At 34.0% G+C, this 23,105-nt stretch carries 17 protein-coding genes; 2 read left to right on the forward strand and 15 right to left on the reverse strand.

Features of this window, described 5'->3' with window-relative positions; all coding sequences use genetic code 11:
• Nucleotides 1–209 precede the first annotated feature (209 nt).
• Nucleotides 210–1,190 (forward strand): acyl-ACP desaturase, encoded by a 981-nt coding sequence (locus WC622_RS06165; RefSeq protein WP_372818302.1) that lies wholly within the window; start codon nucleotides 210–212, stop codon nucleotides 1,188–1,190.
• A gap of 74 nt (nucleotides 1,191–1,264) precedes the next feature.
• Here the strand turns inward: WC622_RS06165 and WC622_RS06170 are convergent, their stop codons facing one another.
• The 12 genes from WC622_RS06170 to WC622_RS06225 form a co-directional block, all read right to left on the reverse strand.
• Nucleotides 1,265–4,630: a methylmalonyl-CoA mutase family protein gene (locus tag WC622_RS06170; protein WP_372818303.1), complete on the reverse strand. Its 3,366-nt coding sequence runs from the start codon at nucleotides 4,628–4,630 to the stop codon at nucleotides 1,265–1,267.
• A 512-nt stretch (nucleotides 4,631–5,142) separates the two neighbouring features.
• On the reverse strand, nucleotides 5,143–6,819 hold the full coding sequence (gene pafA, locus WC622_RS06175) for an alkaline phosphatase PafA (RefSeq protein WP_372818305.1): 1,677 nt from the start codon (nucleotides 6,817–6,819) through the stop codon (nucleotides 5,143–5,145).
• A gap of 71 nt (nucleotides 6,820–6,890) precedes the next feature.
• Nucleotides 6,891–8,177, reverse strand: a complete 1,287-nt coding sequence (locus tag WC622_RS06180; protein WP_372818307.1) for a folylpolyglutamate synthase/dihydrofolate synthase family protein — start codon at nucleotides 8,175–8,177, stop codon at nucleotides 6,891–6,893.
• A gap of 55 nt (nucleotides 8,178–8,232) precedes the next feature.
• Nucleotides 8,233–9,048 carry an energy transducer TonB gene (locus tag WC622_RS06185; RefSeq protein WP_372818309.1) on the reverse strand — a complete coding sequence of 272 codons (816 nt, stop codon included), beginning with the start codon at nucleotides 9,046–9,048 and terminating at the stop codon, nucleotides 8,233–8,235.
• Nucleotides 9,048–9,449 carry an ExbD/TolR family protein gene (locus WC622_RS06190; RefSeq protein WP_372818311.1) on the reverse strand — a complete coding sequence of 134 codons (402 nt, stop codon included), beginning with the start codon at nucleotides 9,447–9,449 and terminating at the stop codon, nucleotides 9,048–9,050. Before WC622_RS06190 ends, WC622_RS06185 begins: the two co-directional genes overlap by 1 nt.
• Nucleotides 9,449–10,159, reverse strand: a complete 711-nt coding sequence (locus WC622_RS06195; protein WP_372818312.1) for a MotA/TolQ/ExbB proton channel family protein — start codon at nucleotides 10,157–10,159, stop codon at nucleotides 9,449–9,451. The genes WC622_RS06190 and WC622_RS06195 overlap by 1 nt, the downstream gene beginning before the upstream one ends.
• Nucleotides 10,160–10,161: 2 nt before the next feature.
• Nucleotides 10,162–11,376, reverse strand: a complete 1,215-nt coding sequence (locus WC622_RS06200; protein WP_372818314.1) for a hypothetical protein — start codon at nucleotides 11,374–11,376, stop codon at nucleotides 10,162–10,164.
• A 55-nt stretch (nucleotides 11,377–11,431) separates the two neighbouring features.
• Entirely contained in the window at nucleotides 11,432–13,138 is a 1,707-nt protein-coding gene (locus WC622_RS06205; RefSeq protein ID WP_372818316.1) for a hypothetical protein, read from the reverse strand.
• Between the two features lie 3 nt (nucleotides 13,139–13,141).
• Nucleotides 13,142–16,159, reverse strand: a complete 3,018-nt coding sequence (locus tag WC622_RS06210; protein WP_372818317.1) for a tetratricopeptide repeat protein — start codon at nucleotides 16,157–16,159, stop codon at nucleotides 13,142–13,144.
• Between the two features lie 188 nt (nucleotides 16,160–16,347).
• Nucleotides 16,348–17,280, reverse strand: a complete 933-nt coding sequence (locus WC622_RS06215; RefSeq protein WP_372818319.1) for an aspartate carbamoyltransferase catalytic subunit — start codon at nucleotides 17,278–17,280, stop codon at nucleotides 16,348–16,350.
• 3 nt (nucleotides 17,281–17,283) lie between these two features.
• Entirely contained in the window at nucleotides 17,284–17,832 is a 549-nt protein-coding gene (pyrR, locus tag WC622_RS06220; RefSeq protein WP_372818321.1) for a bifunctional pyr operon transcriptional regulator/uracil phosphoribosyltransferase PyrR, read from the reverse strand.
• Nucleotides 17,833–17,908: 76 nt separating this feature from the next.
• A complete protein-coding gene (locus WC622_RS06225; protein ID WP_372818322.1) occupies nucleotides 17,909–18,637 on the reverse strand; it encodes an endonuclease/exonuclease/phosphatase family protein in 729 nt (242 codons plus the stop codon).
• 57 nt (nucleotides 18,638–18,694) lie between these two features.
• On the opposite strand from WC622_RS06225, the gene WC622_RS06230 reads away from it, so the two are divergent.
• The gene (locus tag WC622_RS06230) at nucleotides 18,695–19,090 is read left to right on the forward strand and encodes a thiol-disulfide oxidoreductase DCC family protein (protein ID WP_372818324.1); all 396 of its coding nucleotides are present in this window, start codon (nucleotides 18,695–18,697) and stop codon (nucleotides 19,088–19,090) included.
• Here the strand turns inward: WC622_RS06230 and WC622_RS06235 are convergent.
• The 3 genes from WC622_RS06235 to rpsA all read right to left on the reverse strand — a co-directional run bounded on the left by WC622_RS06235 (nucleotide 19,087) and on the right by rpsA (nucleotide 23,072).
• Nucleotides 19,087–19,287: a hypothetical protein gene (locus tag WC622_RS06235; RefSeq protein ID WP_372818326.1), complete on the reverse strand. Its 201-nt coding sequence runs from the start codon at nucleotides 19,285–19,287 to the stop codon at nucleotides 19,087–19,089. The genes WC622_RS06230 and WC622_RS06235 overlap by 4 nt on opposite strands.
• A gap of 3 nt (nucleotides 19,288–19,290) precedes the next feature.
• On the reverse strand, nucleotides 19,291–20,979 hold the full coding sequence (locus tag WC622_RS06240) for a beta-N-acetylhexosaminidase (RefSeq protein ID WP_372818328.1): 1,689 nt from the start codon (nucleotides 20,977–20,979) through the stop codon (nucleotides 19,291–19,293).
• 161 nt (nucleotides 20,980–21,140) lie between these two features.
• Nucleotides 21,141–23,072: a 30S ribosomal protein S1 gene (gene rpsA / locus WC622_RS06245; RefSeq protein WP_372818330.1), complete on the reverse strand. Its 1,932-nt coding sequence runs from the start codon at nucleotides 23,070–23,072 to the stop codon at nucleotides 21,141–21,143.
• Between the last annotated feature and the right edge of the window lie 33 nt (nucleotides 23,073–23,105).

A 23,105-nucleotide genomic window follows, 5' to 3' on the forward strand; every position in this document is an offset into this window, starting at 1 on the left:
TATACCCCATCCCCCCAACAGAAAATGTCGTCCCGTACCGCCAGGGCCAAAGTGGACCATTCCCCTTGGTCCGCTAACCTTATACTAACAATGAAAATCTACATTTCTATTAAGAAATAACAGTTTTGAACTATCCAAACGCTTTTATTACAAATAAACTAAGGCAAAACAAGGGTTTATGCGTATCTTTGTACACTAATTAAAAAACGATGAAAATCAATTTTGGATCAAGAAAGGAAGTGTTAATACATGTTGAGAAATACATGCTTAAAATGATGCCTACCTATTTGAAACCTATAGATACCAATTGGCAACCCTCAGATTTTTTGCCAGATTCTACTAGTGAATCTTTTTATCAAGATATTAAAGTACTAAAAGAAAATGCAAAAGATCTTTCTTATGACTTAGTTGCAGTATTAATTGGCGATACCATAACAGAAGAAGCTCTGCCAACTTATGAATCATGGTTAATGACGATGGATGATATTTCTCGTGATGAAGAAGGTGGATGGGTTAGATGGAATAGAAACTGGACAGCAGAAGAAAATCGTCATGGAGATCTATTGAATAAATATTTGTATCTGTCTGGTAGAGTTGACATGCGCCAAATGGAAATTTCTACGCAATATTTAATTGCTGATGGATTTGATATAGGTACTGGACACGACCCTTACCGTAATTTTGTTTACACTAGTTTTCAAGAATTAGCTACAAATATTTCACATAGAAGAGTTGCATCTTTAGCTAAAAAAGATGGCGATATATTATTGTCAAAAATGTGCGGTGTAATAGCAGCTGATGAATTACGTCACGCCAAAGCTTATAAAGATTTTATGTCAAAGATTTTTGAAGTGGATCCAAATGAAGCGATGATTGCATTTGAAGACATGATGCGTAAAAAAATTGTTATGCCTGCTCATTTTTTACGTGAAATGGGATTGAAAATAGGGCAAACTTTTGGCCATTTTACAGATGCAGCTCAACGTTTAGGCGTCTATACAGCTATTGATTATGTAGAAATCATGCAACAACTAATTGAAGAGTGGAAGATAGATAGCATGAAAGAGTTAAATGAAGCAGGAGAGAAAGCTAGAGATTATATTATGAATTTGCCAGACCGCTTATTACGTGTTGCTGAAAGAATGAAAAATCCAACAATGGATTATAAGTTTAGTTGGATTCATGCTTAAACTCTTTATGAGAATATAACAAAAAAGGCTAGATTAACTAATCTAGCCTTTTTTGTTATTACTATATTTCTTTATTACATATTTCTACGGTACTGGCCCCCGACTTCATAAAGAGCTTTACTAATTTGTCCTAATGAACAAATTTTGCAAACTTCCATAAGTTGCTCAAAAATATTATCTCCAGCAATAGCTGATTTCTGTAGATTCTTTAATACTTCGGCAGTTTTAGTAGCATTTCTATCTTGAAAAGCTTTAAGTGTAGTAATTTGGTATTGTTTTTCTTCTTCCGTAGCTCTAATTACTTCACCTGGTACAATTGTAGGTGAACCATTTTTATTAAGAAAAGTGTTTACACCAACTATTGGAAATTCTCCAGTATGTTTTAAGGTTTCATAATATAGACTTTCTTCTTGAATTTTGCCTCTTTGATACATGGTTTCCATCGCTCCTAAAACACCTCCACGATCATTAATTCGTTTAAATTCTGCTAAAACTGCTTCCTCTACTAAATCTGTTAAATCTTCAATAATAAAAGCACCTTGCAATGGATTTTCATTTTTTGCTAAACCTAATTCGCGATTAATGATGAGCTGAATTGCCATTGCTCTACGCACTGATTCTTCTGTAGGTGTAGTAATTGCCTCATCATAAGCATTTGTATGTAGTGAATTACAGTTATCGTAAATGGCATATAAAGCTTGCAAAGTTGTTCTTATATCATTAAAATCAATCTCTTGCGCATGCAAAGAACGGCCAGAAGTTTGAATATGATACTTCAATTTTTGTGAGCGATCATTACCTTTATATTTATTTTTAATAGCCTTCGCCCAAATTCTACGTGCTACTCGACCAATTACAGAATATTCTGGATCAATACCATTACTGAAAAAGAAAGATAGGTTTGGTGCGAAATCATCAATATTCATTCCACGACTTAAATAATATTCTACAAATGTAAATCCATTACTTAAGGTAAACGCCAATTGAGAGATTGGATTAGCTCCAGCTTCTGCAATGTGATAACCTGAGATAGAAACTGAATAGAAATTTCGAACTTTTTCATCTATAAAATATTTCTGAATATCGCCCATCATCCTTAAGGCAAATTCCGTAGAGAAAATACAGGTATTTTGTGCTTGATCTTCTTTTAAAATATCAGCTTGAACAGTTCCACGAACAGAGCTAATTGCATAAGCTCTAATTTTAGCATATACATCTGATGGCAAAACTTCATCTCCAGTTAAACCTAACAACATTAGGCCTAAACCATTATTGCCTTGTGGTAATTCCCCTTGATAAGTAGGGCGTTCAATTCCTTTTACTTTATATATTTGTTTGATTTTAGCTTCAATTTCTTGCTCTAATCCATTTTCTATGATATATTTTTCACATTGCTGATCAATAGCTGCATTCATGAAAAACCCTAATAACATGGGAGCAGGGCCATTAATCGTCATGGATACAGAGGTGGAAGGGGCACAAAGATCGAATCCTGAATATAGTTTTTTTGCATCATCTAAAGTGGCAATACTTACCCCAGAATTGCCGATTTTGCCATAAATATCAGGACGAATATGTGGGTCTTCTCCATATAATGTAACAGAATCAAATGCTGTAGATAGACGATGTGCAGGTTGACCTAATGATACATAATGGAAACGTTTATTGGTTCTTTCTGGACCACCTTCTCCAGCAAACATACGTGTTGGATCTTCACCCTCACGTTTTAATGGAAAAACACCAGCTGCATAAGGAAATTCTCCTGGAACGTTTTCAGTCAATAACCAACGCAAAATGTCTCCCCAATCTTCATATCTAGGCAGGGACACTTTAGGTATTTGTAATTTCGATAACGATTCGTAATAAAGTGGTTGTTTAATTTCTTTATCACGTACTTTATACACAAAAAATTCTTCTTTATATTTCTGTTTTGTAGCTGGCCATTGGCGAAGTAAACGCTTACATTCTCCATCTAATTGCTCTTCTAGAAAAGTGTAAGCTTCTTTTAATCCTTCGCCGAAGTTTTTAAAATCTGTAGAAAAATCAATTACTCCCTGAAGTTGATATAGTTTTCTGGCAATTTTACATTGTTTATCTACCCATTCATTATAGGTTTCACTGGCTTCTGCAATTTCTGATAGATAACGAATGCGATCTGGTGGAATGATGTAGATCTTTTCTGATTGACTAGTAGTCATTTCCATTTCTGATATGAAATCTACCTTAGTTTTCTCTTTAATACCTTTTAATAAAGCTACAAAGAGATTATTCATTCCTGGATCGTTAAATTGTGATGCCATAGTTCCATATACTGGAATTTCTTCATCCTTAGCATCGAAGAGATTATGATTACGTTTATATTGTTTGCGTACATCACGAAGTGCATCTAAAGCACCGCGTTTGTCGAATTTATTGATGGCTACTAAATCAGCAAAATCAAGCATGTCAATTTTTTCCAATTGTGTAGCAGCTCCAAATTCAGGTGTCATGACATATAAAGAAATATCGCAGTGTTCCGTAATCTCTGTATCTGATTGTCCAATACCAGAAGTTTCGACGATGATTAAGTCGTAACCTGCGGCTTTGCAAATATCTATGCTTTCCTGAACATTTTTAGAAAGCGCCAAATTAGCTTGGCGAGTAGCTAATGAACGCATATAAACTCTTGGATTATTTATTGCATTCATGCGAATTCTATCGCCTAATAAAGCCCCGCCAGTTTTTCTTTTAGAAGGATCTACTGAAATAATTGCTAGTGTTTTATCTTTTACTTCAATTAAAAATCTTCTTACTAATTCGTCAACTAGTGATGATTTACCAGAACCACCTGTACCAGTTATGCCTAAAACAGGTGCTTGATTTTTTAGCGTTAGCTTTTTTAATTCATTTACAAATTTCTGCGCACCTTCTGGATCATTTTCTGCAACCGTAATTGCTGATGCTATACTTTTAACTTCTTTATTGGGAATATTTTCGAGTTCAGTTGTAATTTCTTTGGTCGTAATAAAATCGGTTTGCTCTAGCATATTATTAATCATGCCTTGTAAACCCATTTTACGGCCGTCATCTGGAGAATAAATTCGTGTAATGCCGTAAGCTTGTAATTCTTTTATTTCTGAAGGAAGGATTACACCACCTCCGCCAGCAAATATTTTAACATGTTTTGCACCTTTTTCTTGCAACAGGTCATACATGTATTTGAAATATTCTATATGACCACCTTGATAAGATGTCATGGCGATACCTTGTACGTCTTCTTGTATGGCACAATTTACTACTTCTTCTACGGAACGGTTGTGACCCAAGTGAATTACTTCTGCTCCTGATGATTGTAAGATTCGACGCATGATATTAATGGTTGCATCGTGTCCATCGAAAAGGGCGGCAGCGGTAACAAAACGAATTTTATTTTTTGGTTTATATACTTGAATTTGTTCCATGAAGGTTTTTGTATTTGGTAGGCAAAGTTAACAAAAAATCCTCACCCACTAACCCTTCTCCTAAGGAGAGGAGAGTACAAGATGGAAATTAATATTGGATAAATACAGATGATGTAATTCTTTTAGCAGGTGCTAGGTTTCTTTTTGACAGGGCTGGGTTTCTTTTTTACAGGGCTAGGTTTCTTTTTGACAGGGCTGGCTTTCTTTTTGACAGAGTTGGGTTTTATTAGTAAAGAGAAGGTTGTACCAAAGGAACTCCTTTGGAGTTACAGTTGGTGAAGAACTTCCTTCTAAAGAGGAGATAATAGCGATCTCGCCTTTCAGGCATCTTTCTAAAGAGTGGAATTGCAAAGTTGGCGATTTGCAACTGAGGTTTGTTGCATAGGTTTTTGTTTTATAAACCTGATTGAGTGGATTAGCCCGGAATGAAACGCAGTGGAATGAGGACTATAAACGAAAGCAGGGCTAACGTTGTTTGTTGCCCTGCTTTTGCTTTTCGAAAAAAGAATATTTTATTGATGTGTAAGCTCTGTTATTGGCGTACCTATACTGCCGCTTGGCATTTGAATGTGTAGCATGGCGGCTAAGGTTGGTGCAATATCTGTCATGTAATGGGTTTCGTTTGTTTTGCCTGGCTTCACTTTCCAGCCCATAAATACTAATGGGATATGTGCATCGTAATTATACCAGCCGCCGTGACCTATACCTGATGATGAGCTGGAGTTGTACCAGGCTGGGTTGGATATAATTTGTATATCGCCACTTAGCTTTGGGTTGTATCCATTTTCTAATCTGGTTTTTAATATGCTAGGTAATGTTGTGTTTTGCAAATTATTTAAGTCTATAGCGTTGGTTACACCTCTTTGGGTTTTTAAGTAGTTAATGGCTGTGGATTTTACTGCTGCAAAATCTACGGTACTGTTATCGATAACTTTATGGTTGAATATTACTTGATCGTTTGAGATATTGAGAATAGATTTTTTGAGCTGAAATTTCTGTTGCAATAGTGAATCTAATCCTTTGACCATTGCTCTTGTGGTGTATCTTTCGGCTGGAATATTGTTTTTGCTTAAAAATTCTGGTGCATGGGCAACTCCATGATCTGCGGATAGGAAAAATAAGTAATTTCCTTTGCCTACGGTTTTATCTAGGTAGTTGAATAATTGTTCTAGGTCTTTATCTAATCTTAAATAGGTATCTTCTAATTCTATAGAGTTTGGTCCGAATTGATGGCCTACATAATCTGTTGCTGAGCAACTTATTGCTAAGAAATCTGTAATTGCATCTTTACCTAAGTTTTCATTTTGTACTGCTAGTTTTGCGAAATCTATAGTCATTGTGTTTCCATAGGGTAAGCTTTTAATCATTTCGTAATTTTTGCCAATGTATTGTTTGGTTAAATGTGGAAATGATGATGTGGTTTCGCCTTTGAATTTAGCTTCGTAGGAAACATTATCTGAATCGCTATTGATGTAGGTGTTTATTGGGTAGAGTGTGTTCCAATCTTGATTGAAGAATTTATCTGAAACTTTTTGTGCATTGTAATCATTTACCCAATTAGGTAGTTGATTCATATAATGTGTACTTGTAATCCAATTGCCTGTTAGACCATCATGCCAATATGCGGCATTAGCGGCATGGCCTCCTGGCAAGATTGAGCCACGATCTTTTAAGGAAATACTAATTACTTTTCCTTGAAAATTAGTTGCTAAGCGAAGTTCGTCGGTAATTGTAGTAACTTTTAGGTTTTTTGGAGACATTTGACCTGCATTTGATGTACTGCCAACTGTTTTTTCGTCTTTATCTTCTGTACAATACATATCTCTACCTAGTGTGGGATCGTACCATGAATTGGCTATTATACCATTTAAAGCTGGAACGGAGCCAGTATAAATTGATGAGTGACCGCATGCTGTTTGCGTAGGTAAATAAGGTATAATTGTATTTTCTACGGAAAATCCTTCGTTTAAAAGTCTTTTAAAACCTCCTTTTGAATATCTGTTATAAAAACGATATAAATAATCCCATCGCATTTGATCTATTACCATGCCCACTACTAATTTTGGACGAGCAATGGTTGTAGGATAATTTGAATTAGTGCTTGTTGTTGTAGATTTGGTCCACTTTTGTGCAAAACTTGGGCTAAATAAGCCTAAAAGGAATAGAAAAAATAGGTATTTGAATCTCATTATAAATTGGTTTAACTGTCGGTAAAAATAACAATCTGATTGTGAAGTAAATGTGAATTCTATATAATTTATTATAATATTTCTGCTACAACAAAGGTGCTGCCGCCCACAAAAATTAAGTCTTTTGCTATTGCTTTGCTTTTTGCTTTTTGAAATGCAGCTTGTACGGTAGTGAAATTTTTTCCTTTTAGACCAAATGCAGCTGCTTGACTGGCTAGCTCTTTTACTGGTAATGCTCTTTCTAAATTTGGTTGACAAAAGTAATAGGTAGCATTTTTTGGAAATAAAGCTAGTACGGCTGAGATATCTTTGTCTTTGACCATGCCAATTACTATGTGCAAATTCTGGTGTGGGGTGTTTTTAATGTTCTGCATTACTTCTGTAATGCCTGCTTTATTGTGGCCAGTATCGCAAATTATTAACGGATTTTTACTTAAAGTTTGCCATCTGCCTTGTAAACCAGTTATGTTTTTAACGCTTTTTAATGCTGCATAAATAGATTCGTCAGGTATGTTATATCCTATTTCTTTTAATTTAAGAATGGATTCAATTACTGTGAGTATGTTTTTTAATTGATAACTCCCTGTTAAGTCTAAGGCAAGGTTGGAATAGATTAATTGATTTTCTTTGTAAACATTGACAATTAAGTATGCGTTTTTTTGATGTGCATTTTCGATGTGCAACGAAGAACCTGCAAAGCTGAGAGATGAATTTTCTGCTTTAGCTTTATTGATAAAAACTGCTTCAGTTTCTGCTTGTTTTTCGCCAATGATAACTGGAATGTTTTTTTTAATAATGCCTGCTTTTTCAACTGCAATTTCCAGTAAAGTATCCCCAAGAATGTTAGTATGATCTAAGCTGATGTTAGTGATTACAGAAAGTTCTGGAGTGATAATATTTGTGGAATCTAATCGGCCACCTAAGCCAACTTCGATTACAGCAATATCAACTTTCTCTTTTGCAAAATAATCGAATGCCATGGCTACGGTAACTTCAAAAAAGGAAGGCTCTATTTCTTGAATGATTTCTTGTTGGCTTGCTACAAAATCTGTAACAAATTGCTTAGCAACCATTTTTCCATTGATACGAATACGTTCTCTAAAATCTTTGAGGTGAGGAGAAGTATATAACCCTGTTTTATAGCCAGCTTGTTGTAAAATTGCAGCTAACATATGCGATGTGGAACCTTTACCATTGGTACCGCCTACATGAATGCTTTTGAATTTGTTTTGAGGATTATCTAGCTTAGCACACATGGCTAGTGTGTTATGTAAATCTTTTTTTAAAGCAACAGCGCCAACACGTGTAAACATTGGAAGTTTGCTGTATAGATAATCAAGTGTTTGTTGGTAGGTCATTGGTGTTATTTGCAGACCACAAAAGTAGTAAAGGTTAGGTTATTTCAACTCAAAATTAGTTTACTTTAAAGTAAAAAGTAACTATTCCACTTCTATCAGTTCCGCCAATTTCATTTTTTGAAAGTGATGAATTGAGTACAGCTTGTAAGCATTTTTTTTGCAATTCAGGGTCTGTTAAGGTAGACGTTCTTAAATATACTTGGGCATTCGTTATTCTTCCCTCTTTATTGTAAAATGCTTTAATAGAAATTTTTCCAGTTTGCTGACCATCGTCTTTTGGTGTGACTAGATTATTAAATTTACTTAGTGGAATTGGCGAATTCCCATTTCCAGAACCACCATCTCCATAATTTGGTGCTAAAGGATCTCCATTTATACTTCCCTGATTACCTGGCGTTGTTCCTGTACCATCGCCTTGTCCTTTACCATTGTTTTTATTGCCTTTGTAAAGTGCATTTGGATTAATAGTAGGTTGAGCAGGTTTATTTTCTGTAGCACTTGTTGGTGCATTACTATTTTTAGTTGCTTTTGTATTGATAGCAACAGCATCCTCTGAATTTTGTGTAAGTACATCCTTTGCATCAACTTGTGATGAAGTTGTTGGGGTTACTTTTTGCTCAGGAGTAACTTTATCAGGTAATTTATTATTAGCATTCGGATCCATTGAAGGTTCTTCAATACTTGTATAATCGCTACCAATCCCTGTTGCAGATGTACCGTAATTAACTACCATGCCGCCCATGCCAGGAGGTTCTTCTGGTTGAAATGCACCAATTACCCAAATAAAACTCAAAGCAATAAATAGAGCCATTAACCCTGCAGATATTGCAATTGCCTTTGGATAATTATTTTCTTCGTCCGTAGTCATCATTATTTTTTAGGCTCTACAGCTACAACAAGCTTTAATTTCATTTTGTTTGCGATATCAGATACCTGAAATCCATCTTGATAAGTTACATTACGTGCTACATATAAAATTACAGTCAAATCAGGCTCAATTTTTTGATATCGCTCTAATTCTGTTTGTAATTCTGTTAACGTTACTGGTTTTTTGTTGATCGTATATTTTAAATTATCATCTATAGTTACCGTTACTGCTTTTTTAGCAGTAGATTGTTGACCACTTGAAGACTGTGGCACCAAAAGCTTAACAACTGTTGGATTGACTACTGCAGATGCCAATAGAAAAAACAGCAGCAAGAAGAACATGATATCATTCAGCGCAGAGGTATGAACCTCAACTGTACCTTTTTTTCCTTTGCGTAAATTCATTATTTGCCCGGCTCTTCTAATAAATCTATAAATTCAATTGCATCGGTTTCCATTTTAAGGATGATTTTTTCGACCATCATATTTAAAATGTGATATAAAACGTAGGCTACAATCCCTATAATTAATCCTGTTGCAGAAGTAATCATTTTGGTGTATAAACCACCTGAAATAGTTCCAATTTCAATTGCACCTTTAATGGATACATCATGGAAAATAGTGATTACCCCAATAATTGTACCCACAAAACCTAGCATTGGTGCAATACCTGCAATAATACCTAATATGCCAATGTTCTTTTCTAGTTTAGAAACCTCTAATTTTCCAGTATTTTCAATTGCACCTTCAATATCTTTAATTGGTCTGCCAATTCTTTTTAAACCTTTTTCTAACATTCTAGCCAAAGGCGATTTTGTGTTTTTACATAAAGCAATAGCACTATCTAATCTTCCCTCGTGGATATTTTGTCTGATTTGAAACATTAAATTCGATTCATCTTTTGATGATTTACGAATGGTTAAATAACGCTCAGTAAAAATAATTAAACCTAAAAACGCTAATAAAGCTAGCGGCAGCATTACCCAACCGCCTTTAAATAATAAATCTATAAAATGTAATTCTGGTTGAGCGGGTGTTGTTGGAGCAGCAATTCTATTTGCGGAATCTATCACGCTTTTTGCTGTATCTACAGCGGCCATTAACAATGTAATCATATTTATTTTTTGTGTGTTTTTGGTTTAATAGGTTGGATGTAAATCGCTCGGTTTTTCAATTTGGTCCTCAAACTATCTCTGTATTTTAATGACTCTTGATTAGTTAAAAAAGAACCAGCGCTAATGTTAATCATTGTTTTAGATAGCTTAATCTTTTTAGCGTTCACTCCTTGTGTAGCTAAATTTGCAATAATTCTATTTGCTTTTTTCTCTGTTGCAACTGCACTTACCAATACTTCATAAATCATTACTTTACTACTATCAATAGTTGTAGTAGCAGAATCTGTTGTTAGATTAACCAAATTGTTGTTTTTTGCAAGACTATCAATTTGTGAAGAATCAACTTTATTTCTTAACGAATCATTTGGTACTGTTGGTACATTTTTATCTTGTTTTCCTTCAAAGTTATTTCTGATGTATTTATCAAAAAATGGAGGATTTATAAAATAAGCGATCGCACCAGCGGAAATAATAATAAGTAGTACGATTAGAAATTTAATGAAAAAAGGAAGACCTTTTTTAGTTTCGGTTTCTTCTTCTATAAATTCTTCAGTAGCCACCTCATCTAAATCCTCTTCTTTTTCTTCCTCTTCAGTAGTTTCAATTATTGGAGGAATATTATTTTGTTCATATATTTCAACTGGTGATTCAAATTCAGCTATTTCATCATAAACTGGTTGCTCATCTAAATTATCAGTAGTTTCCTGACCAGGGTTTTCTTCTTCTAACTTATTTTCTTCCTCAATTTCTTCAATGGTGTTTTCTTCAATTTCCTCAACTGGAACTGTATTTTCTTTTTCTTCAGTTTCTGAATTAATTTCAGTTAAGGTTGGCAATCCATAAAATTCGAAACCAAAGTTGCTTTCTTGCTCCGGAATGAAAGTTAGTTCATCGTTAACTAATTTTAATTTTCCAATTGGTTCTAAATCAGCTTCATATTTATCTGCTAACTCTGCATGTATTTTCTCGGCAAATTCTCCAATATAGTAATTGGCAGAATCTGTAGTTATATTTCTTTTGTTGCTTATGAAATTGGCTAATTCTACTTGCTCTTTTAACTCTGTTGTAAATGCTATTGTATATCTAGGTGGAACAAATGCATGTTTATCTACATCGTATTTACCAGGTGATTTTTTTTTATACAGCGTACCCAAGCCAGCAATACCCACTGTTTTGCGGGTTTGTAAAAGCTCTGTTAGGTATAATAATATATCCATTCTGGTAAAAATAAATTTTAATTCGGTATCAACCAATAATTAATTTCTTAACCTATTAAAATGAATAGGTTAAACCACCAAAAATATTTAAACCATTTACACGATAATACAAATACTTACTATATTTTGTATTGAGTAAATTATTGGCTTTTGCAAAGACAGAAAATTTATTGTTGATTTTGTAATCTGCACCAATGCCTAAATCTACAAAGCCTTTTACATTTACAATACTTTCTTTTGTAAAATCTGGAATAGGAGGATAAGTACCAGCAGCCGTTGTTGGATCTGCAGAGTACACTTTAGCATTGCTATCACCTTGTATAGCTACACTAGCATTAAAATTTAGCTTTTTATTGTAAGTGTATGAAAGATTAGAACCAATACGAAGTTGTGGTTTATAATAACTTTCCTGCTCCGAAGCTGCTTTATAATCTTCAATATTTAATTTACCTGTCCATTTTAAGGCGTCACTTACTTGCACTGAAATTTCTCCTTCTAAGCCTAATAATTTCATTGTTCCGAAATCATAAATCACATCAAACTTATTGAAATCGGCAAAATTGTTGACGAATAAAGGCATATCAGTTATTTTCTTACTATAAAATCTAGCTTTGTATCCAAAACCTGGGCCACCAGTTCCTTTTATACCACCACTAATGCTTATTTTTTCTACACTGTTTTGTATAGCGATATTGCTATTTAAGAATGGATTTTCATCGGTAAAATTTTTCAATGTATTGCGATTAACATCACCTTTTACTTCACCAAATATTTGTAAGAAATCAGGAATTAAAGTGAAATCTGCTGTAATAGCAGGGAAAACTCTAGTCGCTGAAAAATCTCCAAACTCCTGCACAAAGTTTATTCCAGCTGTAATTTTAACTCCTTTAGCTTGTAGTTTTACATAAGGGTTTAAGCGCAACAAGTTATTAGATACGCTTGTGCTGAAATCTTTTGTGTTCCCAATTTCAGCCGCTGCTGCTAAACCTACATTAAAACTGCTAATTCTTTTGTTCAAATATCCTGTTAAGGTTAATGCTTGTTCTTTCGCATCAAATTTATCATTGAACATATATGCGTTAACTTTCGCCGCATAACTTAATGCATTTTCATCGCCAGTATATTTATTTACTGCTTCTCCTTCTAGTTCGAAAAAATTTAATACTTGCCTTTCGGGATTTGGATTTAAAGTTGGTTTTAAATCATCTATTCCATAAAAATACAAACCATGCCTTTCGTAATTCAAACGACCACTCAGCGTTGCTTTGTTACCAATACTTCGTCCAAAAACACTTAATTGTTGTGTATTTTCATTTTGCTTATTAAGTTTTCCTTCTTGACTAAAATGTCTGAAAAATGCTCCAGCTTGTAAAGCTTCATCACGACCAATATTTATGTAAGCTTCCCCCAGTATTGTAGCCAAAGAACCAATTCCTCCTTTTACATAATTGTTTACCAATTTGGCTGCACGTTCATCTGCCAATTGCTGCGCTTGTAATTTTTGAATATCAGAGTTAAGTTCTAATTTCCGATCGGTAAGTGTGTAGTTAAACTTAGCTTTATATGTTTTGATATTGTCTAAATCGGGGCTTCTTCTCAATTTAACCGCTTCTGCTAACACAGGTTTATAAGGTCTAATGATTTCAACTTCTTCTGTTACAGCTTTTTCAGGAGGTTTAACGTCCTGTGATTTTGCCGTAAAAGTAACTGCAGTTAAAAAAAATAAAGTTGTATATATGGTTTTATTTAGTCTCATCTTCATCGTCTAATTTAGTTTTGCTAATTTCTCTTTGGCTGTTGGAATAATGTCATCCTTGCCTTCGTAATTGTCTATGATACTTAATAAAGTGCTTTTTGCTTGTAATTTGTCTTTCAGCGCTAAATAATTATCAGATAATAAAATGAATGATTTAGCTACCCAATAATCGTAGGATGGCATGTTGTTAATCAAATCGAAACAAGTTTTTTGCGAAGTTTTGTAATCGCCTTTGGCATATTGTACAGCGGCCAAATTGTATTTTGCCTCTGCTGCAGCTAAGGTTTTGGTTTTAGCCACTACATTGCTAAATGATTTAACTGCCTGAACTGTATCTGCTTTTAGTAAATACGCTTTACCAAAATATAAGTCCGAGCTATTTTTTTCTTCTTCAGATGCTTTATCAGAATTTTTAATGAGATCAGCGTATTTAAGCATATCATCAGGCATATTTAAGGCATTATATGCTTTTAATAAATTATTAATTGCATATGTATAATGCACTTTATAATCTGCTGTAGTTTCTAGTCTTTTTAAGTAAACGATTGCTTCGTTGTATTTTTTCTCATCCATTAATACTTTTGAAACACTGATTAATGAACGTTCGGTATAATCACTTGTCCAATCGTTAAGAATGTAATCGTAATCTGCAATTGCTTCTGCAGAGCGACCTAACTTTACTAAAGATTCTGCTCTGATAAATTTAGCTTCTTTATCGTGAATGGCTTTAGGGAATTTCTCGAAATAAGCATTTACAGCTTCATAAGTGCCTTGTGCATCGCCTTTTAAATATCTATTATTAGCCGCTTGGAAGACGATATTATCTTGTTCACTCATTGAATAATTTCCCAATGGGGTAGTTGCAGCATAGCTGATGAAACCATTCGCATCGCCTTTATCTACATAAATATTTTTTATTGATTCTAAAGCTTGTTTCGCTTCAGGAGCACTTGCGTAATCTCTAATTACTTTTTTGAATGATTCTAGCGCTGCATCATCTTGATCTTGATTGTACTGTACTAAACCAATGGTTACTAAAGCACGAGGAATGTAACTGCTACGTGGATATTTTGCCACTAAATCAATTAAATCAGATTTCGATTTGTCAAATTCTCCTTTATTAAAATACGTATATGCAGTTTCGAAACCAGCATCGTCAGCGTAGTTTGAACTAGGGAATTGACTTAATAAACTTTGCATGGTTGCAATTTTCGCATCATCTTGTTTTTGCAAACCTTGTATCATACCACGTTGAAACAATGCATAATCTTCGCCAGTTAATTTACCGTTGATGATTTTGTTATAGTTTAACATGGCTCCATTATAGTTTTTATTCACGAAATATGAATCTGCTAAACGGATAGTTGCATCAATTACTGTTTTTGGATCTTTATCATCCCCGCTTAAAAAACGTTCGAAATATGTAGCAGCTTTTGCATATTTTTCATCTTCGAAAGCAGCGTAGCCTAAAGCATAATTAGCGAAATTGTACACTTCAGTTTTTTCTGCAGCGGGTATAGCTAAGAATTTTTCGAAGGTTTTAACTGTTTCACCAAACTTGCGCAATTCGTACATTGATTCTGCCATCCAATACACACTTAACGCATAAATTTCTTTATCCTCTGGAAAATTACCAGAACGTAAAAACATAGATAAAGCGTTAGGGAAAGCCCTTTCGTTATAAAATTCTAATCCGCGGAAATAGGTTACTTTTTGATATGCTTCTTTTGCCTCAGGAGTTTTGCTTTGAATAGGCTCTAAAATATCAATAGCTGCCTGATAATATTTACTGGTTAATAAAATCTCTCCCAATAAAGTTTTTGCTTCGTTTATTCTTTTCGAGGCAGGAAATTGCTTTAAAAAGCTTTGTGTAGATTCAAGTGCTTGAGAATTAAACTCTAATTCATAACTCAGCTTTGCATAATTAATCCACGCTTCTTCTTGTATATTCTTATCAAAATCTAGTCTTGATGCTCTGAAAAATGCACTTCTTGCTTTTTCTTTATTGTTTAATTTTAATGCAGATTTACCCAATATAAACATCCCGTTTTGAAGATAAATATCATCGGTATTTAGTTTTTCTAATACTGGAACAGATTCTTTAAATTTTCCATTTTGGTATAAAGCGTACCCATATTGATAAATGAAAAGATTGTTTTTGCTTTGACCTTTATCTTTAGCATAAAATTCTGCAAAATATTTTTCGGCATTTTTAAATTCCGATTTAGCGAAATAAGACGCAGCAACTAAACTTAGCATTTCAGGTTCAAACTGCTGTTTAGTTTTTGCCATTGAAGGAATTGCATAATCAATTACATCATCATAACGTTCATCCAAATAATACATAGAAGTAATGTAATATGGATAACTTGCTTCGTAAGTAGGAGAGCCTTTTAGCTTTTCGAAATTAGCTAGGGCAGTTTTATATTCTTTATTTAGATAGTTGATATAGGCGAAGTAATAAGTTGCACTTTCTTTAAATTGAGAATCTTCTTTTTTAACAATTTCAAATAGTGGTTCAGCTTTTTCATAATTCTTCAACTCGAAATACGCATAACCTTGCTTAAATTGATATTCAACTCGTTGTTTTTGTGAAAGTGAACTCGGTTCGGTTTTTTCAAACCATTCTAGCGCTTTTGCATAATTCTTTTGTGCGAAATAAGATTTTCCAACATGGAAATATGCCAGTTTTGTATTAGGGTTTAGGGGATATTCTCTAATAAATTCAAGAAATAAAGTTTCGGCATCTTCATTTCCTAATTCTAACGCACAAACTGCTGCATAAAATTTAGCATTTTCTTTTAATAAAGATAATTCGGCGTTGCTTTCTAATTGTGTACTTGCTTTGCTTCTTATTTGCTCTACTAGCTTAAATTGTTGAGCAGCCGCTACATATTTTTCATTTTGAAGAAGCTCTAAACCTGTTTGATAATTTTTATTGAGATTTACTAATGGACTTACTTGGGCAAAACTGGCGCCGATACCGCCAACTAAAAAGAGGGGAACTAAAAGGTATTTCTTATGCATAGGTTTCAAATATGGTTGGTACTAAATTATAAATAGTATCAAAGCTTATCAACATAAGTAATTAACAACTGTTGATAACACAGGTTTAACGAATAGATTTTGAAATTGGTATAGATTATTCAGAAAGTATGACAGTTTGGAAGTCAGAAAATATGACTCAAGCACAAAATAATTTATACGAAGTACTTTTAATCATTTTGACTAGCCAGCAAATAAAGTACAGCCATTCTAACCGCTACACCATTTTCTACTTGCTCTAAAATGATAGATTGTTTGCTGTCTGCAACATCACTGGTAATCTCTACACCACGATTAATTGGTCCAGGATGCATAACTACAATTTCCTTGTCGAGATTGTCTAGGATTTGTTTGTTGAGGCCATACATCATGGCGTATTCGCGTTGGGAAGGGAAATATTTAATGTCTTGTCTTTCTAATTGGATGCGTAGCATATTTGCCACATCACACCAGTTAAGTGCTTTTTTTAAATTGTGTTCAACTTTAACACCTAATGAGGCTATGTGTTTTGGAATTAAGGTTGTTGGTCCACATACCATCACTTCTGCGCCCAGCATTTGTAGACAAAGTATATTTGAAATGGCAACTCTCGAATGCAAAATATCACCCACAATTACTACTTTTTTGCCTCTCACATCGCCTAGTTTTTGACGGATTGAATAAGCATCTAATAAAGCTTGTGTGGGATGTTCGTGTGCGCCATCGCCCGCATTAACAATTTGTGCTTTAATATGTTTACTTAAAAAAACTCCAGCTCCAGCATACGGATGACGCATCACCACCATATCAACTTTCATGGCTAAAATATTGTTTACCGTATCAATTAAGATTTCGCCTTTACTTACCGATGATGAAGAGGCTGCGAAATTTACAACATCTGCAGAAAGCCTTTTTTCAGCCAATTCAAATGAAAGCTTAGTACGAGTAGAGTTTTCGAAAAATATATTGGCAATGGTAATATCCCGTAAGGAAGGAACCTTTTTAATGGGACGATTAATAACATCTTTAAAATTATCAGCGGTTTCAAAAATCAATTCAATATCATTCAGGTTAATATCTTTAATGCCTAAAAGATGTCGGGTTGATAATTTTTCTGCTGCCATTTTTTATGATAGTTTTTCTGATAATAAAGTCACTTTGTCTTCACCTTCGTTCTCTTTCCAACTCACCTTAACTTTTTGTGAGTCAACACAATCTACTTGTTGTCCAATGTAATTTGGTTCAATGGGTAAGTGTCTAGAAAATCTTCTGTCAATTAAAACCATTAATTCTACTTTTTCCGGTCTGCCGTAAGCCAACAATGCATCCATAGCGGCACGAATTGTTCTGCCAGTCCACAATACATCATCAATTAAAATGATTTGTTTGCCTTCGATAATAAAATCTATCGTGTTGCTGCTTGCGGTAACTAAACCGTCTTTTCTTCTAAAATCATCCCTAAAAAAGGTAATATCTAAATTTCCTTTTTTAATGGATTTTGTCTTTAAAATTTCAGAAAGCTCTTGGTGTACACGATCTGCAAAATAAGTTCCTCTGGGCTGGATGCCAATTAATACAGTATTAGTAAAATCGGTGTGGTTCTCAATTAACTGATGACAAAGTCGCTTAATTGTGATTTGAAATTTCTGACCGTTTAGCAGGGTTCTCTTTTGCATTGAACAAGGATTGGGCAAATATAGGGAAATGTTTTAATTTGAAAGTTGAAATGTTGGAATTTGAAGAAAAGACATTTTAATTGTTGGTTAAAACTGCTTTAAAAGTTACAATAATAGGAACGTGGTCACTGTGTTTAGTCCAATATTCGTACTCTCCAATTTCTACTGCTTGCAGGTTTTGCAATATATCTTCTGAAACAAAGCAATAATCCAAATGATAGGGTTTATCTTGATGTCTGTACAAGTAAAGCGTTGGGTGTGTTTCTAAACCTTGAGTTTGTTTGTAATGTGAGTGATACACACTATAAATTCCTTTCTCTTCCAATAATTTTACGACAGCTGAATGGTTACCAATTCTTCTGGGTTTATCCCAAATTGTATTGCTATTAAAATCTCCTATTAGGATAGTATTTGTTTGACTAATTAAAGAATCATAATGATGAAGTGCCTTCCAAACTTGTTCCACATATTTTCCATCTTTATCCTCTGGATTATTTGCCCAAATGGCGAATAGATTAAAATTGATCACTCCTTTACTAACATTTATAGGAGCAATTATTCTTAAATTTTCATTGTGATTATCTAATACTGTTAATTCGAAATCATGGTATGAAAATATTCCTAATCCCTTATTTTGATTTTTTCCAAACCATACCATACTTGTAGGTTTTGGAAAATCTATATCGAAATAAAATTTATCAGGATGCTCACATTCTGGAATAACAAGTATATCTGGCTGATGAGCCAAGATAAGCTTAGCTTTTTTTCTAAAAGCCATATTACAATTCCAAGTAACAATTTTCATATCCACTAAACGAAGATAATTCAATTATTTGCCAAATAAAATCGATTATCTTTGTATATGCATCCTGTAATACTTTTTGATGGAATTTGTAATCTCTGTAATGGGGCAGTGCAGTTTACGATTAAAAGAGACAGTAAAAATATTTTCCGTTTTGCATCCTTACAAAGTGAATATGCCGCTGAAAAAATTGCTCCATTTAATATTGCTCCAGAAAACTTAGATAGTTTTATTCTGTTAGAAGAGGGTAAGGTTTATCAACGATCTACTGCAGCATTACGAGTTGCTAAAAAACTGAACGGATTATGGCCTTTGTTATATAGCTTTATAATCGTACCTCGTTTTATTCGAGATGCAGTTTATAATTACATCGCTAAAAACCGCTATAAATGGTTTGGAAAACAGGAAAGTTGCTGGGTACCAACAACAGACTTGAAAGAGAAGTTTTTAGACTAATTTTCTGGTCTATTCTTTCTTGGAGTCCAAAGCCATAACGATAATAAAATAAGTGGTATTATAATACTTAAAGCAATTACAATAAGTATTGATCTTTGATTAACAATATCTTTATCCGTTGCATTTAAGATATGAAAGCCTTCTTTTATTGCAAATAAAGTAATTAAAGAAACGATAACGGCTAAAATTTTTCGCATAAATTAAGGAGTTCCACTTAAATATCGTTGACTATAATTTATTCCCATCAAATCGTAGCGCTTAAATTGAGTTTTTAAACGATTTAAAAAATCAGAATAATTCCTTTTTTCTTTTGGACTCCATAAAATCTCACTTAAGGCATCTAATCGTGGGAATAATTGATATTCTGCTTTTGTAGGACTAGCAATATATTCCGACCACAAATTCCCTTGTCCACCCCAAACATATTTTGCTTGTTCAGCATCTAACTCAGCTGGAATAGGATCATATTTATAAACATTTTCCAATGGTGAATATTTTGCAGCTGCCAAACTGTCGTCCTGTAAAAATTGCTTATGATTAAAATACATCATGTTTTCTGGTGTCATAATCACTTTGTGCTTTTCTTTTGCAGCTGCGATACCACCTTTTTCACCTCTCCAACTCATTACAATTGCATTTGGTGCCAAACCACCATCTAAAATTTCATCCCAACCAATAATTGTTTTTCCTTTACTGTTTACGAATTTCTCTATTCTATGAATGAAATAACTTTGCAAAGCACTTTCGTCTTTTAAGTTGTTCTCTTTCATAATTTGTTGAGCAACTGGAGAACTTCTCCACCAAACTTTCGAGCCTTCATCTCCGCCAATGTGAATATATGGAGAAGGAAATAATACCATTACTTCTGCTAATACATCCTCTAAAAATTTAAAAGTTTTTTCTGTTGGCTGTAAAACGTTATTGTATTTGTTCATCATACCCCAGGTTTCTGCAACGGCGTACTTTTTGTTGGGTTCAGTTCCTAATTCAGGATACGCAGCTAAAAGAGCCATGCTGTGCGCAGGCATTTCAATTTCTGGGATAATAGTAACGTATCGCTTTGCAGCATAAGAAATTACATCTTTAATTTCTTCCTGTGTATAAAAACCTCCATGTCTAATGTTATCGGTTTTAATGATTGCATCCTTTGGCATGATTTTAATTTCAGCAGGTAAAACTTCGTATTTAATATTTTCATTTCCTTTTCCAGGCCATAAACCAATGATACTCCCATTTCTCCATGCGCCAATTTCAGTTAGTTTAGGGTATTTTTTAATTTCAATTCTCCAACCATGGTCATCTGTTAAATGCCAATGGAAATAATTCATTTTATGCAGGGCGAGATAATCAATGTATTTTTTGACAAATGCAACATCGAAAAAATGGCGACTAACATCTAAGTGCATGCCACGGTAATCAAAACGAGGATAATCAATAATATCTACAGATGGAATTATCAAGCTGCTTGAAGTGTTTGAACTAGGCAAAAGTTGAATAATAGACTGAACGGCATAAAACAATCCTTGTTCTGATGGGGAACCTGCATTTATAGTGGAGCTTAAAACAGAAACAAAGTATTTGTTTGGATTAGCATACAATTGATTATTAACAACAAGAGTAATCGTTTTTGCTTTAGCAACTTCGTCTATTTTATCTATAACTTTTAGCTTGAAGTTGTAATACTTTTGAATGTAGTCAGCTAAGTAGTGTGCAGAGTTTTCAGCGCCTTTTGTTATGGCAAAAATGACTGTATTCTTATCTATAGTAAAAGTATCCTTTGGAAATGTTCCTGGTTTTAGTTCTACAGGTTGCGGAATAATATTTACTTGTTGTGCGAAAAGCTTAAATGCGAAGCTGATGAATAAAATTAAAAATACTGTCTTTTTCATAATGATAACTGATTTTCAAAAATAGAAAATCTGAACAGCTTTTAGGCATTGGAACAGAAATGTTATTAAGAATTATGGACTTAATTAGAAGCGGGGGGGTTAAAACAAAAAAGCTCCCGATTTTCATCGAGAGCTTTAAATTTATTTAGCATTTAAAAAGCTTATTTTTTCTTTTTGCTTTCTTCGCCTTCCATTTGCTCTTTTAATTGAGCTAGAACGCTAAGATCACCTAGAGTAGATTTCTCTACAGAATCTTTTACTTTTTTAACTGCACTTACAGAAGCTTTAGCTTCTTTCTTTTTAGTAGCTCTTTCTTCAGCAGCAACTTCAGCTTTAGCCTCTTCCCAAATACGGGCGTGAGATACAACGATACGTTTAGCATCTTTGTTAAACTCAATGATTTTGAAGTCATTAGTTTCTTCAGCTTTGATTACAGAACCATCTTCTTTAGCCATGTGTTTAGTTGGCACGAAACCTTCTACACCGTATGGTAAAGCAATAACAGCGCCTTTATCAGTTACTTTAACTACTGTACCTGTATGAACTGAATCAAGGGTAAAGATAGTTTCGAAAGTATCCCAAGGGTTTTCTTCTAATTGTTTGTGACCTAAAGATAATTTGCGGTTTTCAACATCAAGTTCTAAAACTACAACATCTAATGTATCACCAACTTTAGTGAATTCGTTAGGGTGGTTAACTTTTTTGCTCCAAGATAAGTCAGAAATGTGGATTAATCCATCAATTCCTTCTTCAATTTCAACAAATACACCAAAGTTAGTCATGTTTTTAACAACAGCTTTGTGTTTGCTTCCAATTGGATATCTTTCTGCAACAGCTCCCCAAGGATCTTGAGTTAATTGTTTAATACCTAAGCTCATTTTGCGCTCATCTCTATCTAAAGTTAAAACTTCAGCTTCGATTTCATCGCCAACTTTTAAGAATTCTTGAGGTGAACGTAAGTTTTGTGACCAGCTCATTTCTGAAACGTGGATCAAACCTTCAACACCTGGAATGATTTCTAAGAAAGCCCCGTAATCAGCTACAGTAACAATTTTACCTTTAACTTTAGAACCAACAGCTAAGTTAGCATCTAAGTTTTCCCAAGGGTGAGGAGTTAATTGTTTTAAGCCTAAAGCGATACGTTTTTTCTCATCATCAAAGTCTAAAACAACAACGTTGATTTTTTCATCTAATGATAATACTTCTTTTGGATGCTCTATGCGGCCCCAAGAAATATCAGTAATGTGAAGTAAACCATCAACACCACCTAAATCGATGAACACACCGAAATCTGTAATGTTTTTAACAGTACCTTCTAACACTTGACCTTTTTCTAATTTAGAAACGATTTCAACTTTTTGGCTTTCTAAATCGTCTTCAATTAAGATTTTGTGAGATACTACAACATTTTTAAATTCGTGGTTGATTTTTACAACTTTGAATTCCATTGTTTTACCAACGTAAACATCGTAATCACGGATAGGTTTAATGTCGATTTGTGATCCTGGTAAGAATGCTTCTACACCCATGATGTCAACAATTAAACCACCTTTAGTACGGCTTTTCACGAAACCATTGATAATGGTGTCATTGTCAAGCGCAGCGTTGATGGTTTCCCAAGAACGTTGTGTTTTTGCTCTCTTGCGAGATAAAATCAACTGACCATTCGCATCTTCTGGAGCTTCTACGAAAACATCCACTGAATCGCCAATTTTCAAATCAGGTGTATCTCTAAACTCTGAAGTAGAAACTAAACCGTCAGATTTGAAACCTACGTTTAATACTACATCTTTGTTGTTAATAGACACAACGATACCACTAATGATTTCGCCTTGTGTGATTTGGTTGAAAGTATCTGTGTACATATCTTCAAACTTTTTACGGTCTGCGTCACTGTAGTTACCAAATACTTTATCATCTGCATCCCAATCAAAATCTTGATCTGGTGTTGCTAAAGATGATTTGATTTGTTCGATAGAAACCGAATCAGCTTCTGACTCAATTGTTTCTTTCTCGGTTAGACGAGCGTCTGCACCTTGTAGTTCGGCTGTTTTAGCCTCTAGTTCTTTTTCTGCTACTTGTTTTTTAGCCATTAATTAATAATCTCCTTTGTTCCCTATTTAGGG

Source organism: Pedobacter sp., from assembly GCF_041662865.1.
Taxonomy (GTDB): domain Bacteria; phylum Bacteroidota; class Bacteroidia; order Sphingobacteriales; family Sphingobacteriaceae; genus Pedobacter.